The organism is Micromonospora sp. NPDC049049 (genome assembly GCF_040649115.1).
Lineage (GTDB): Bacteria > Actinomycetota > Actinomycetes > Mycobacteriales > Micromonosporaceae > Micromonospora.
The window spans coordinates 14,755-29,081 of sequence record NZ_JBEZEX010000040.1 but is presented as its reverse complement, the minus strand read 5'-3'; the positions used below and the strand labels follow the sequence as shown (position 1 = coordinate 29,081).

At 70.4% G+C, this 14,327-nt stretch carries 11 protein-coding genes and 1 pseudogene; 4 read left to right on the top strand and 8 right to left on the bottom strand.

What is annotated here, in order from left to right:
• Positions 1–15: 15 nt before the first annotated feature.
• The 5 genes from AB0B68_RS28715 to AB0B68_RS28695 all read right to left on the bottom strand — a co-directional run bounded on the left by AB0B68_RS28715 (position 16) and on the right by AB0B68_RS28695 (position 6,226).
• Complete coding sequence (locus AB0B68_RS28715) at positions 16–984, bottom strand: ABC transporter permease (RefSeq protein WP_357197724.1); 969 nt, start codon at positions 982–984, stop codon at positions 16–18.
• On the bottom strand, positions 977–1,903 hold the full coding sequence (locus AB0B68_RS28710; RefSeq protein WP_112638660.1) for an ABC transporter permease: 927 nt from the start codon (positions 1,901–1,903) through the stop codon (positions 977–979). The genes AB0B68_RS28715 and AB0B68_RS28710 overlap by 8 nt, the downstream gene beginning before the upstream one ends.
• A 148-nt stretch (positions 1,904–2,051) precedes the next feature.
• On the bottom strand, positions 2,052–3,692 hold the full coding sequence (locus AB0B68_RS28705) for an ABC transporter substrate-binding protein (RefSeq protein ID WP_357197728.1): 1,641 nt from the start codon (positions 3,690–3,692) through the stop codon (positions 2,052–2,054).
• Positions 3,693–4,271: 579 nt separating this feature from the next.
• Positions 4,272–4,958 (bottom strand): response regulator transcription factor, encoded by a 687-nt coding sequence (locus tag AB0B68_RS28700; protein ID WP_030337843.1) that lies wholly within the window; start codon positions 4,956–4,958, stop codon positions 4,272–4,274.
• Between the two features lie 2 nt (positions 4,959–4,960).
• Complete coding sequence (locus tag AB0B68_RS28695) at positions 4,961–6,226, bottom strand: PspC domain-containing protein (RefSeq protein ID WP_357197774.1); 1,266 nt, start codon at positions 6,224–6,226, stop codon at positions 4,961–4,963.
• Between the two features lie 155 nt (positions 6,227–6,381).
• Between AB0B68_RS28695 and AB0B68_RS28690 the strand changes: the two genes are divergently transcribed.
• From AB0B68_RS28690 to AB0B68_RS28680, 3 genes and pseudogenes are all read left to right on the top strand, one after another.
• On the top strand, positions 6,382–8,175 hold the full coding sequence (locus tag AB0B68_RS28690; protein WP_357264020.1) for a PspC domain-containing protein: 1,794 nt from the start codon (positions 6,382–6,384) through the stop codon (positions 8,173–8,175).
• Positions 8,172–8,354: pseudogene (locus AB0B68_RS28685) on the top strand (hypothetical protein); the annotation flags it as partial. The gene AB0B68_RS28690 and the pseudogene AB0B68_RS28685, both read left to right, overlap by 4 nt.
• A 679-nt stretch (positions 8,355–9,033) precedes the next feature.
• Positions 9,034–10,287, top strand: a complete 1,254-nt coding sequence (locus AB0B68_RS28680; protein ID WP_357197734.1) for a phosphatidylserine decarboxylase — start codon at positions 9,034–9,036, stop codon at positions 10,285–10,287.
• Positions 10,288–10,344: 57 nt separating this feature from the next.
• Here AB0B68_RS28680 and AB0B68_RS28675 read toward each other — a convergent pair whose 3' ends face one another.
• The 3 genes from AB0B68_RS28675 to AB0B68_RS28665 form a co-directional block, all read right to left on the bottom strand.
• Positions 10,345–11,295 (bottom strand): CDP-alcohol phosphatidyltransferase family protein, encoded by a 951-nt coding sequence (locus tag AB0B68_RS28675; protein ID WP_357197737.1) that lies wholly within the window; start codon positions 11,293–11,295, stop codon positions 10,345–10,347.
• 345 nt (positions 11,296–11,640) lie between these two features.
• Positions 11,641–12,591 carry an NUDIX domain-containing protein gene (locus AB0B68_RS28670; protein WP_357264017.1) on the bottom strand — a complete coding sequence of 317 codons (951 nt, stop codon included), beginning with the start codon at positions 12,589–12,591 and terminating at the stop codon, positions 11,641–11,643.
• Between the two features lie 251 nt (positions 12,592–12,842).
• Positions 12,843–13,793, bottom strand: coding sequence for an NUDIX domain-containing protein (locus tag AB0B68_RS28665; RefSeq protein ID WP_124856350.1), 951 nt, complete (start codon positions 13,791–13,793; stop codon positions 12,843–12,845).
• A gap of 143 nt (positions 13,794–13,936) precedes the next feature.
• On the opposite strand from AB0B68_RS28665, the gene AB0B68_RS28660 reads away from it, so the two are divergent.
• A complete protein-coding gene (locus AB0B68_RS28660; protein ID WP_357197744.1) occupies positions 13,937–14,326 on the top strand; it encodes a PspC domain-containing protein in 390 nt (129 codons plus the stop codon).
• Position 14,327: the final 1 nt, after the last annotated feature.

The following is a 14,327-nucleotide window of genomic DNA, read 5'->3' as shown; positions in this document are numbered from 1 at the left end:
GACACTGGATCTCCCCTAGCGGAGTTTCGGATCGAGGGCCTCGCGGACCGACTCACCGAGCATCACGAAGCTCAGCACTGCGGTGACGAGGAACGCGGCGGGGAAGAACACCAGCCCTGGCGCGACCCGGACAAAATTCTGCCCATCACTGATCATGATGCCCCAGGACACCACCGGCGACTTCAGACCGACGCCCAGGAACGACAGGGTGGCCTCGGCGCCGATGAACGAGCCGACCATGATCGTGCCGTAGACCAGCAGCGGGGCCAGGCAGTTCGGCAGCAGGTGCTTGAGGATGATCCGGCCGGTGCCGGCACCCAGCGCGCGGGCCGCCACGATGTAGTCGGCCTCCTTGGTGGCGAGCACCGAGGAGCGCATCAGCCGCATCACGACCGGCCAGCTCAGCACGATCAGGGACGCGGTCACCAGGCCCATGATCTGGGCCTTGGTGTTGCCGGCGCCCGACCCGTTGAAGGTGGTCAGGATGACGATCGCGCCGAGCACGAAGGGCAGACCGAAGAAGACGTCGGCGATCCGGCTGAGCAGCGCGTCCACCCAACCACCGCGGTAGCCGGAGATGATGCCCATGGTTCCGCCGATGAGCAGGGTGCCTATCACGGAGAGCACGGCGACCACGATGGAGGCCCGTGCGCCGTAGATGACCCGTGCGTAGACGTCGCGGCCCTGCACGTCGTAGCCGAACCAGCCATTGGCGGACGGCTTGTCGAGGCTGCGGGACAGCGAACCGTTGACCGCGTCGCCCGGGGCGAACAGCGCCGGGAAGGCCGCCATCAGCAGGAAGATCACGATCAGCGTGGCCGAGATCCAGAACAGCGGCTTGCGCCGCAGATCCCGCCAGGCGTCGCCGAGCAGGCCACGCGGCTTATCGTTGCTCTGCGGCTGGCCCGCGGTGGCGGGTGCGGCGGAGTCGGTGGGGTGTGCGCCAGGGGTACTGACGATCGATGCGGTACTCGGGTCACTCATAACGGATCCTCGGGTCCAGGGCGGCGTAGAGCAGGTCAACCAGCAGGTTCATCACGAGATAGACCAGCACCAGGACGACCACGATGCCTACCACCGTGGCGCTTTCCTTGGTGATGATCGCTCGGAAGACCTGACGGCCGATTCCGTTGATGCCGAAGATTCCCTCGGTGACGATCGCGCCACCCATCAGGGCACCGAGGTCGGTGCCGAGCAGGGTCACCACCGGGATGAGCGAGTTGCGCAGCAGGTGCACGCCGACCACCCGGCGCATGGGAAGGCCCTTGGCGATGGCGGTACGCACGTAGTCCGCGCGACGGTTCTCGGCGATGCTCGTTCTCGCGACCCGGGCGATGTACGCCACTGATGCGCTGCCCAGCACGAAGCCCGGCACGATCAACTCGGACCACCGCATCTCGGAGGAGACGGTCGGCTTGATGATGCCCCACTGCACACCCAGCAGCCACTGCAGCACGAAGCCGACCACGAAGACCGGCAGCGCGATCAGGAACAGGGTGGAGACCAGGACCAGGTTGTCCAGGAAGCCGTTACGCCGCAGACCGCTCAGCACGCCGGCACCGAGGCCGATGATCGCCTCGATGGCGAGCGCCACCACGGCCAGCTTCAGGGTGTTCGGGTACGAAGTCATGATGATGTCGCTGATCTCGCGCTGCGAGAACGTCTGACCGAAGTCGCCCTGGAGCAGGTTCTTCATGTAGTTCGCGTACTGCACGAAGACGTTCTGGTCGAGGTGGTACTTCTCGGTCATGAAGGCGATGTACTGGTCCGGGCAGCGACGCTCGCCGCACTTACCGGCGAACGGATCGCCCGGAACGGCCCAGACGAGCCAGTAGATCAGGAACGTCGTACCGATGAAGACCGGCACGAGTTGGAGCAGCCGTCTCAACAGATAACGGCCCATGGGGTGGTCCTCCAGACAGGGGGCGCGTCGGACGGCCGACACGGTGGTGACAACGTGCGAGTGGAGTGTTGTAACACCCAATCGCGGAACGGCCCCGGGTCGGGCTCACCGGATGTGGCGAGCCCGACCCGGGGTCAGACCGTTCGGATCAGAGCTCGACCGAGGTGATGTCGATCTCGCCGACGTTGTTCAGCTCGAGCTTCTTGATCTTCTCCGAGTGGCCGGACTGCTGACCGTAGAAGTAGACCGGGATGCTCGGAACGTCCTGGTCGACCTTCTCGACCGCCTTGGCGAACGCCTCGTGCGAGGCCTCCAGGCTCGGAGCGCCGCTGGCCTGCTTGGCAAGGGCGTCGACCTCGGGGTTGCTGTAGAGGCCGTCGTTCGAGGAGCCGTTGGTGACGAACAGCGGGTTGACCCAGTTCTCGACGTCCGGGTAGTCCTGCTGCCACGCGGCACGGTACGGGCCGCTCATCTTGTGGGCGTTGATGTTCTGACGGAACACCGCGAAGGTCGGCACACCCTCGGCCCGGGCGTTGATGTTGAGGTTGGTCTTGATCTGCTGCGCGACGGCGTCCATCCAGTCCTTGTGGGCGGAGTCCGCGTTGTAGTAGAAGACCATCTCGCCAGTGAAGCCACCGGCCTCGGCGAGCAGCGTCTTGGCCGTCTCCGGGTCGAACTTGCAGGCGGTGCAGTTACCCGGCTTGGCGCCCGGGGTCAGCGGGTTCGCCCAGCTGTCGGCCGGCTTGCGGGTACCGAAGAAGATCTTGTCCGAGATCTCCTGCCGGTTGACCGCCAGCGACACCGCACGACGCAGCTTCGGGTTCGCGAAGCGCTTGTCGTAGATCGGGAACGCGATGAACGCGGTCGACGGCGTGACGGTCGAGCGGCCCCGGTCACCGAGGTCGGTCTTCCACTTGTCACCGGCGAGCGCCGAGGTGGGGACAACCTCCATGAAGTCGAGGTTGTTGGCCAGCAGATCGGCGTAGGCGGCGTTGTCGTCCTGGTACAGCTTGACGTCGACGTCCTTGATCTTCATCTTGTCGCGAAGATTGTAGTCGTCGAAGCGCGTCAGCTTGATGAGGGAGTTGTCCTCCCAGGACACGAACTTCACCGGGCCGTTGCCGATCGGCTTCGTCTTGCCGAACTCTTCCGGCTTCATGGTGAAGAAGACGTCCGGCAGCGGCATGAAGGCGCTGTAGCCGAGCTTGGTCGGGAAGACCGCGGTCGGCGCCGCCAGGGTGACCTCGAAGGTCTGGTCGTCGATGACCTTCAGGCCGGACAGCTTGTCGGCCGTCGGGGTCGGGGCCTTCTTCGGGCCGTCCGCGCCGTCCGGGTCCGTGGTGTAGGTCTGCTCGAAGCCCGCGATGTCCGCGAAGAAGGTGCCGTTCTGCGCACCGTTCGGCGAGTAGGCGGCCCAGTTCCAGGCGTCGACGAAGTTCTTCGCCTTGACCTCGGTACCGTCGTGGAACTTGGTACCGGCCTTGATCTTGATCGTGAAGACCTTGGAGTCCGTGGTGTTGATGGACTCCGCAAGCGCGTTCCGCGGGGCCCCACCGTCGTTCGGGTACTCGACGAGGCCGGTGAAGAGCCAGTCGATGATCTTGCCGCCACCGGTCTCCGTGGTGTTCGACGGGACCAGCGGGTTCTCCGGCTGGACGCCGTGCACAACGATCGAGCCATCCGTGCTGGCGGCAGTGTCGTCACTGCCGCCGCTCGAGCAACCGCTCGCGACAAGCGCGGCAGCCGCGCTGAGCGCGATGGCGCTCGTCGCCCGCTTCGAGACTCTCATTCCGAGGGGCCTCCTCTTTCTAACCAGGTTCCGTCGTGGGTTTCACGCACGTTTGGGGGTGACACCGCCCGACCACCCCGGGGCGCGGGTCGCCGGGACCACAGGGAAGTTGGGGACACCCTGATGTTCCGATCCGCCGGGCTCCCCCACCAACGAGGCGTGACACGACGCAATCGACACAGCCACGGGCCGCCGAGATCGGCGAAATCGTGGTCGTGGGGCGTACGGAGTGCCACACACCGATGGTGAGGTGCTGCCACTGTGACACCCACTGGCCTCTTCCGTGAAGGTGCCGTTATCAAGCCGTTAGTTGCCCGCCACGTTGCCGATACTTGAAAAATGATCATAAAACGGTCGACGCAGGCGGCACTGAGCAGGAAATACGTTGCGCCCACCCGGTAACCCGGCCTGAGCCGGTGCGCGCGCCCCAGGACCACCCAGCCCGATGGGACGTGCGTCACCACTCATGTTTCGAGCCATCCGGATGAGGGCCCCTACGGCTACCCGGACACGATCATCGGCTGGGCGTACGAGGGCGCGCCGGCGGTTTCTCTGATCCTCGCCGGTGTCGACGCGCCGTCACACGAGCCGGCGGTCCGCCGCCCAGCGGGAGAGCTCGTAGCGATTCGACATCTGAAGCTTGCGCAACACGTTCGACACGTGCGTCTCCACAGTCTTGATGGAGATGAACAGCTCCTTGGCGATCTCCTTGTACGCGTACCCCCGGGCCAGCAGCCGCAGCACCTCCCGCTCACGGTTGGTGAGCTGGTCCAGCTCCGGGTCGGCCACCGGCGCGTCCGGGCGGGCCGCGAAGGCGTCCAGCACGAACCCGGCCAGCCGTGGGCTGAACACCGCGTCCCCGTCGGCCACGCGCCGGATCGCGGCAGCCAGCTCGTCCGGGGAGATGGTCTTGGTGACATACCCGCGGGCACCGGCACGGATCAGCCCGATCACGTCCTCCGCCGCGTCGGAGACGCTCAACGCGAGGAACTTGACCTGCGGGTGCGTACGCCGCATCGCCTCCAGCACCGCGCGACCGCCGCCGTCGGGCATGTGCACGTCGAGCAGCACCACGTCCGGGCCGACGGCGGCGATCCGGGTGACGGCCTCGGCCACCGTGCTCGCCTCGCCGACCACCTCGACGTGAGCGCCCAACTCCGCGCGCACCCCGGCACGGAACATGGCGTGGTCGTCCACCAGGAACACCCGCAGCCGCTCGGGGCGGGCATCCGCCGGGTCGAGGTGCTCGGTCGACTGCTCGGCCATGGTCATCTGTTCCTCTCCGCTGCGGACGAGTCCCGGGAGATCGGCAGGATCAACCGGACCTCGGTCCCCTCCCCCGGGCCGGACCGGATCTCGGCCCGTCCGCCGTGCCGCTTCATTCGCCCGATGATCGAGCCGCTGACGCCGTGCCGGTGGTCCTCCACCGTATCGGGGTCGAAGCCCTTGCCACGGTCCCGGACGAAGACGCTTACCTGATCCGGCTCCACCTCCGCGTAGAGCGACACGGTCTGCACACCGGCGTGCCGGGCGGCGTTCACCAACGCCTCCCGCGCGGCCGCGACCAGCGCCCCGACCTTCTCGTCGGTCTCCCGGTCCCCCACCACGACCGTCTCCACGCTGATCGCGAAGGTGTCCTCCACCTCGGCCGCGGCCTGCTCCAGGGCGGCGGCGAAGCGCTCGCTCGGCGAGGCGGTCGGCTTGTAGAGCCAGTTGCGCAGCGAACGCTCCTGCCCTCGGGCCAGCCGCTGCACCGTTTTGACGTCGCCTGCGTTGCGCTGGATCAGGGCCAACGTGTGCAGCACCTGGTCGTGCACCATCGCGGCCAACTCGGCCCGCTCCTGCTCGCGGATGCGCCCCTCGCGCTCCGAACGGAGCTGGCTGTACGTCCGCCAGAGCACCGGCGCGGCGACCACCCCGACGCCCGCCAACCCGACCAACGCGAAGATGACGCCATTGATCACCGCGTCGAAGTTCTGTGCCGGGGAGTAGACGGCCGCGACGCCGATGATGCCGACCGCGACCAGCACTCCCCCGCCGATGAACCGCAGCACGAAGGCCCGCCGGTCGCTCTCCTCGACGACCGCGCCGAGCCAGGGCACCGGCATCGCGTCGCCCCACTGTCGCCGCCGCTCGGGCGCGGACTGGTGCCAGATGACCCCGGCACCGACCGCGATGATGGCCACCAACCAACCGGCGGTGCCCGCCGCGCCGACCGAGTCGAAGACCATCACCTGGATCAACAGGACACCGAGCCCGATCCCCACGAACGGCAGGAGTTGGGCGACGTCCCGCCGGGGCGGCACCGCTGTGTCACCGGGACGCAGCGGCACCACCGCCCAGAAGGCCGCGTAGAGCAGCAGGCCGAGCCCGCTCAGCCCGAGCAGGACCATGAACGCGACGCGCACCCGCAGCACCGAGATGCCGAGATGGTCGGCGATACCGGCGGCGACGCCGGCGGCCATCCGGTGCTCCGGGGCGCGGTACAGGCGCGGGGGCGAGGTCACGGTGCTGATCGGAGGCTCCCTGGTCACGATGGCGGACAGGTCGAGGTCGGTGACTCGATCGTCACACGCTGCGGCGTCCGCGACCACGGGGACGCCCCCGACATTCCGGCCGCCGGATCTCAGGGTGGGGTCAGGGTCGGGTCCTGAGGTCGTTCGGGTGGACCGGGCAGCAGGATCGAAGCATGACCGAGGAAGCTGCCCCGCCACCCCGACCGGGGTCGGCACAGCCGGGCGGATCAGCACCGCCCCCGCCCACCACCACGCCCGCCGAGTGGACCGAGCCCATCACGTTCGGTCCGGGCGCCGGCACCGACGCGACAGCCGGCACCGTGCCCGGCGAGCCGGCCGACGGCTACGCGCCGCCCACGGCGGGCCACGGCCCAGGCCCGGGGTTCGCGGCGGGCACCGGCTACGGCCCGGGCGGCACGCCGCCAGGGCCGGGTGGTCCCGGTCCGTCCGCACCGCCACCGCCGTTGGGCGGCACCGGATTCACCTCGCGGTACGGGCTGGTCCGCCCCCGCGAGGGGCGGTACCTGGCCGGCGTCTGCGCGGCGATCGGACGCGCCACCAACACCGATCCGGTGCTCTGGCGGGTGCTGCTCGCGGTGCTCGGGTTCTTCGGGGGCATCGGCATCCTGGTGTACGTCGCCGCCTGGCTGATCATCCCGAACGAGGGCGACACCGCGTCCCCCGTCGAGTCCATGCTCGGTCGTGGTCGCTCCAGCATGTCCCCGGTGACAGTGATCGTCCTGGGCATCCTGGTCGCGGCCAGCTTCGCGTACATCGTCACCGACGCCTTCCGCGCGGTGCTGCTCGGCGCTGCCATCCTGGTCGCCGGCGCGCTCCTGCTCAACCGGGACGGCCGCAACCCACGGCCCGGCACGCCCGGTGGTCCGCCGCCCGCCGCACCGTCCGGCAACCCGGCCGGTCCGGTCGTCCCACCGGTGACCTGGCCCGCGCCGTCGTATAGCCCGGCGCCGTCGACCGGCCCAGCGGCGACACCGCCGATGTTCGGCACCGGTCCGGGGTACGCCACCGCGACGACGGGGGCGGCGACCACAGCCACCGCTCCGGCGTACGACGCGCCGCCGACCAGCGCGACACAGCCGGTGTCCGGGGTCGGCCCGACGTCCGGGCAACCGGCCGGCACGACGGCTGCCCAGCCCGGCTGGCCGAGTACCGCCATGCCCAGCGCCGGCTGGCCGTCGGCGCCGGTGAGCAGCACACCCGCTGCCCCGGCCGGCTATCCGACCGCCCCGCCGCCCTCCGGTTACCGCCCTCCGTTCGCGCCGCACGGCCCGTACGCTTCGCCGACCCCGCCCGCGCCTCGTCCGCCCAAGCCACCGAAGCCGCCGAAGCGCCCCAAGGAGCGATCGCCGCTCGGTGCGGTGACCTTCTCGCTGATCTTCCTGGTACTCGGTCTGGTCGCCCTGCTCGACCTGCTGGACGTCTTCGCCGTCAGCGCCTCGGCGTACTTCGCTGCCGCGCTGGCCACGATCGCGCTGGGCCTGCTGGTCGGCACGTGGTTCGGACGGGCGCGCTGGCTCATCGCACTCGGTCTGGTGACCGCAGCGGCGCTGGGCACGGCGACCGTCGCCGAGTCCTACGACCGGATCCGGGGGGTCGACGGCGCGGTGACCTGGGCGCCCACCGACCACCGCGACCTGGCGGACCGGTACGAGAACAGCTTCGGTGACGCCGTGCTCGACCTACGAGGGATCAACTTCGCGAAACGGGACAGCCAGGTGACGGTGGCCGTCAACTTCGGCCAGGCGACGGTGGTCGTGCCGCCGAACGTGGACGTCACCACAGTGGCCGACGTCAACGCGGGCGACGCCAACATTTTCGGCAACCGCTCCGGCGGGCTGGACGGCCGCCTGCGGGAATCCACCGACGTCGGCGCGGACGGGCCCGGCGGCGGGACCCTGCGTCTCTACATCCATGTCAATGCCGGCAACCTGGAGGTGACCCGGTGAAGGCTCACCGCACGGATCTGGTGTCGTTCGCCTTCGGGCTCGTGTTCCTGGCGCTGTCAGCCTGGTGGCTGCTCGCCCAACTGCTCGGGCTCGCCCTGCCGCCGGTCGGCTGGTTCCTGGCCGGCGCACTCATCCTGATCGGGGTCTTCGGGTTGGTCGGCGCGCTGCGCTCGAGTCGACCGAACCAGCCGGAACCGATTGCCGAGGCCGGCGCAGCCGAGGCGGTCGCGCCCGTCTCCGGGACACCCGTCTCCGGCACGTCCGTCTTCGGCGGACCCGTCTCCGGCGCACCCGTCTCTGGTGCCGCCACGTCGACGTCCGGCGCGGCCCTGCCGGTCTGGGAAGCCGAACGGTCCACCTGGGACTCTCCCTCCTCCGACCCGACGCTCATCTCGGACCCGACGCTCATCTCGGACCCGATGTTGGAGACGCCGACGACCGAGGTGCGGGCGCAGAACGTGCCGGGCGCCGACGTGATCCACCCGGCTTGGCTGGCACATTCGCCGTCGGAGCCGTCGACCGAGCCCATCCCCGGCCGACCCGACAACGGAGACGACGAGCCGACCACCGGGAACCCCGCCCGCCCGGCCTCGTCCGAGGGGGACGAGCCGACCCGCTCCGACCAACCGGTCGGGGCCACCGGCGACCAGCCGGGTGACGAGCACGAGGGTCCGCGCAGGCAAGCCTGACCTCGGACGGCCGTCCGCGTCGGTCCACCGCATCCCCACGGCGGTGCGGCCGGCGCGGACGGACGCATATGCTGGCTGGTGGAGATCTCGCCTCCGCCGGCCGGCCCGTCCCGCCCATGGCGGTCCCGCCGCGATTCCCGTCTCTACCCCCGTCAGGAGCCCGCCCGACATGACCCAGTCCCCCGCCGTGCGTACCACCGGCCGGTCCGGTCCGGTCCGCATCGGCGAGCGAGCCGCCCGTACCCTCGTCGCCGAGCTGGCCCGGATCAACGACCCCAAGGCCGCCCTGCTGGTCGGGGTGACCCCGGACTCCGCGGTGCTGGCCGCGGCGGTCGATGCGCTGCTCCCCGGTGACCGGCTCACCGTGGTGCCCGCCGAGCCGTTCGGCGCTGCCGCGCTCAGCGAGCACATCACAGCCCAGGGTCGCTGGGTGGCCGACCGGGTGAGCGTCGTCGACTCGCTGGCCGAGGCCGAGGCCGCCGAGGTCGTCATCGCCGCTGAGGCGTTCACCGGCACCGCCGAGGCCACCCGCAGCGGCGTCGAGGGGTTGGTCAAGTACCTGACCGACGGGGCGGTGCTGAGCGTGGCGACCGTCGCCACCCCCGGCCGGACCGAGGGTGCCGCCGCCGAGCTGGCCCGACAGGACGCCCTCTACGGCGTCGGCGCCGATCTGGTGCTGCGCAACTCGCCACCGGTGCGGGTCTACCGACTGCGGTTCACCCCGGCCAGCCCGGCCGCTGCCGACAGCCTGGCCCCCGCGTACCGGCCGTCGAGCGTGCCGGTGACCCGGGGCATGCACATCGACTCCAACGGGGTGGCGGCGGCGGGCATCGCGCTGGGCATCGCGGCGCTGGCCCGGGTGGCGCGCCCGTCGTCCAAGCTGTGGCTGCTGCCGGCCCTGGCCGCCGGGCCGGTCGCCGCGTTCTTCCGGGACCCCGAACGGGACGTGCCGGAGGACCCGAGCGCCGTGGTCGCCAGCGCGGACGGGAAGGTCCTGTCGGTGCAGCGGCTGCACGACGAGCGCTTCGGCGACGGCGAGTGGCTACGGATCGCGGTCTTCCTGTCGGTGCTGGACGTGCACGTCAACCGCGCTCCGGTCGCCGGCAAGGTGGTGGACTACTTCGTCGCCGACGGCGGCTTCGTCAACGCGATGAAGCCGGACGCCGAGCACAACGTCGCCGCGTACACCGTGCTGGACACCGCTCGCGGCACCGTGGTGGTCGCGCAGCGGACCGGGCTGATCGCCCGCCGGATCGTGCAGCGCGCGCCGATCGGCGCGCTGCTGGCCAAGGGCGAGCGCTTCGGGCTGATCCGGTTCGGCTCCCGGACCGACGTCTACCTACCCGCCGAGGCCGCCGACCCGCTGGTCGGGCCGGGCGACAAGGTGGTCGGCGGGTCCACGGTCATCGCCCGCTGGCGCTGACCCGCAGACGAAGAACGGGGCGCCGCTGACCGCGGCGCCCCGTTCTGTCTGTTCGAATCAGGCGGTACGACGTTGCCGCAGCCAGAGAACCGGCCCGCTGACCAGGTAGCCCACCACGATCAGGGCGAACGTGAGCCGGATGTCGACCAGCGCGCCGATCACCGGGGCCAGCCAGAGCCACGGCGGCAGCTTCACCAGGCGGGCGAGCTTGGCGTACGGGAAGCTCGACACCATCGCGAAGGCCAGCAGCGCCACACCGGCGACCAGCACGGCACCGGGCACCGGCAGGCCGATCGCCACTGTCACGGCGAGGACCGCGGCCGCCATGGTGGTGGGCACCCCGCAGAAGAACCTGCCGTCCTTCGGCGAGACGTTGAAGCGGGCCAGTCGGATCGCGGCGCACGCCGCGACCAGGGCGCACGCCACCGCCGCCGCCGCCGTGGAGACGGAACCGGCGAGCGAGGCGTAGACCACTACCGGCGCGGCGAGACCGAACGAGCACATGTCGGCCAGTGAGTCCATCTGCGCGCCGAACGGGCTTGCCACCCCGAGCCGTCGGGCCAGCGCGCCGTCCAGACCGTCGAAGCCGACGCACGCGATCAGGCAGAGCGCCGCCATGCGCACCTCGCCCTGCATGGCCAGGAAGATGGCCAGCATGCCGAGCATCAGGCTGGCCAGCGTGCAGGCGTTGACCAGGCCGAACTTCATCCGGCGCGCGATGGTGCGCTCGCCGGGAAGCAGCGGGATCGTGTGGGCCTCGTCGGTCTGCGTCATCGGTGGCATCGCCGGGCTGACCGGCATGACCGCCTCGACGTCGGCTCGGTCCAGGCCCAGTGTCGGGTCCACGCCCAGTGTCGGCCGGCTGAGCCGGTCCAGGCCGTAGCGACGGCGCTGCCGATCGGCGTACCGGTGCTCGGTCGGGGCCAGGTCGGTCGGGTGCAGGTCGCCGTCGCGGCGGCCGACCCGGACCAACAGCACCTGGCGGGCGAACGTGCTGCTGCGGCGCAACCGGCCCGCCCAGCGACGCCCTGCGGGGCGCGGACTGTCAGTAGTACGACGCCGGCGCCATGGGGCTCTCGGCACGTTTCCTCCATCACCGGATCTGCTGACCGCCAAGTGGCGGGTGTCCGGCTGTCTCGTGCCGGACCTTGCATGGCCCGGCAGCCGTTTTGCGGAGTACACCATCGCATAGGGGAACATGGCTTGGCGATAGCTGCCGGCGGTACTTGTATCTGGCTTAAACCGCTCGAACCGCTCGCTTGTTCCCATCCCGGGCTTCTTCGCCCTTTTCCTCCATCATTCCCGCCTTTGACTGTACCGGAGGGTCACCAACTCGGCTCGTCGGGCGGTGTGCTATCGACCACTCTGTCCGATTGCCACGGCAGCGATGTCGCTCAACGGCAGGTCAGTCGCCTCCTCGCGGGTGAACCACCCCGCCCGCGCCGTCGACCCCCCGGCGGACTCGGTGACCACCGCGTCGGTAGGTACGTCCACCAGCACCCGATAGATCACCCGTATGCCATGCCAGTCCAGAGGTCGACCCTCCGGGCCCAGCGCGGCGGGATTGTGCAGATTGTTGACGCCGAGAAGCTCCACGACCCGGCCCACCTGCCCACCCTCCTCGACCAACTCCCGTAGCAACCCGGTGGTCGGCTGCTCGCCGTGATCGGTGCCCCCGCCAGGCAGGTGCCACAGACCGGCCCCCGGGTAGCCCTCCGCGATCTGGGTGAGCAGGATCCGCCCACCGGGGTCGGTGACCAGCCCGTACGCCCCGAAGCGCAGCCGACGGTCGGGGTGCTGCGGCGGCAACAGGTCCCGCGATCGGTGCGCCGCCGGCGGGAGTGGGGAGACTGGCAGGCCGAGCGCCTCGGCGGTGAACGGGGCCAACGGCAACTGCGCCACCTCCGCCAGCGAAAGCCAGGAAGCCTGATCGACCAGACCAGCCCCGACGCCGCGCGACCCGCCCTCGGGCCGCGCACTCTCACGCTCCGCGCCATCCGGCAGCGCGTCGTGGGGCGTGCTGAGGTCGAACAGCAGCCGGTCGGTGTGCAGCGAAGCCTTGTCCTCCGAAGAGGTGGCCACATCGGCAACCACCGCGAGTAGTCGCGTCACCGCAACCGTCAACCCGACCTGCTCGTCGACCTGGCGGATCACGGCGCGCTCCGGGTCCTCGGCATGCCTGACGGCACCGCCGGGCAACCGCCAGACCCCGGGAAACTCGCCCTCCGCCCCGTCCCGAACCACCAGGACCCGGCCCGCGTCCCGCAAAAGCCCATAAGCCCCGACTCGCCGCGCGAATTGCACCTTCGCTCGCCCCCGCTTCCGCACCCACAACTGTTGATCATCAAGTTACCGTCGTCCAACTGGCGTTCAGACAATAACTTCATGATCAATGCGAGGCAGTGCACGGGAAACCCGAGGCTGGCGGTGATCCACTCGGGTTCACGGAAGGCGCGGTATTCCAGCGCCCGGGATACCGCGTTTTCAAGGAACCCGAGTGGATCACAGGCTGGGCATGGACCTACCGAAGCCGGACGACCCCTCGGGGTCGGGGGTCAGGTGAGTTGGGCGGCCTGGACTGCTTCGGCGGTCACCTCGGTGAGGCGGTCGGTGGGGAGGGCGCCCAACTCCTCGCGGCCGAACCAGCGGGCCTCGCAGGTGGAGCCGCCCACGTCGGCCACGGTCAGCGGGTTGGGCTGGTCGACGACGACCCGGTAGAAGGCGCGTACGCCGTGCCAGTCGATCGGGTAACCCTCGGGGCCGAGTGAGGCGGCGTCGCGGTGACTCGCGACGCCGAGCAGCTCGACGAGGCGGCCGGCCTGGCCGGTTTCCTCGATCAGCTCCCGGATGAGTGCCGCGCCGGGCTGTTCGCCGTAGTCGGTGCCGCCTCCGGGTAGGTGCCAGCAGCCGGCGCCGGGGTAGCCGTCGGAGATGCGGGTGAGCAGCACTCGGCCGGCGGGGTCGGTGCAGACCGCGTACGCGGCGAAGCGCTGGGCCCGGTGCAGCCCGTCGGGGCCGGGCACGGCGTAGAAGGAGGGGAACTCGGGTGCCTCGTCGGGCACCACGTCGGCCGAGGAGGCGGGCAGCCCGAGGGCGCGTGCGGTGAACGAGCGCAGCGGCAGCTCGCGCGCCTCGTCGAGGGTGTACCACCGGGCCAGGTCGGTGGGGCGCTCGCCGACCCGGTCGGCGAGGGTGCCACCGCGCACGGCAACCCGGTAGATCAGCCGGTCGGTGTGGATGGTGATGCCGCGGTCGGGAAGTGCCCGCATGTCGGCGAGCACGTCGGCCAGGCCGGAGACGGCGACGGAGAGGCCGGTTTCGGCGGCGGTCTCGCGGACGACCGTGTGGTTCGGGTCTTCGCCGTGGTCGACCGCCCCTCCGGGCAGCGACCACGTGCCGGGGGTGCCGGAGCGCTCCGATGCGCGGACCAGCAGGACTCGGCCGCTTGAATCAGCACAAACTGCGTATGCCGCGATCCTGCGGAGCGGCTTGAGCAAGGTGGTCACGGGAGCAAATTCTCCCCGGGCCGGGTTACCGGAACGGAAAAGAGTCGGATTCCTGACTATCTGGCCCCGGTCAGGGATTGGTCAGGGTAAGGATCCGGGCGGTCACCGAGGGCGGGCCGGGCACCAGCGCGGACTGTGGGGGTATGACATCGACCACCGCTCCCCACGCTCCCTACAAGCAGCTCCGGCGACCCACCACCGACCGCATGGTCGCCGGGGTCGCCAGCGGCGTCGGCCGCTACTTCGCCGTCGATCCCACACTGGTCCGGGTGATCTTCGCGGTCACCGGCCTGCTCACCGGCGGGCTCGCGCTGTTCGCGTACCCGATCATGTGGTTCCTGATGCCGGAGGAGCCTAGCGGCGCGCCGGCCTGGCCGCACGCCGCGGGCGTCGCGCCGCAGAACGGCCCGCCGCCCACCGCCGGGCCCGCGCCCGGCGGACCACCGCAGGGGTACGCCTCGACGCCGCCCTACCCGCCGACGGCCCCGCTCTACCCGCCGACGACCCCGTCCAGCCCGCCGCCGGCGGCCTGAG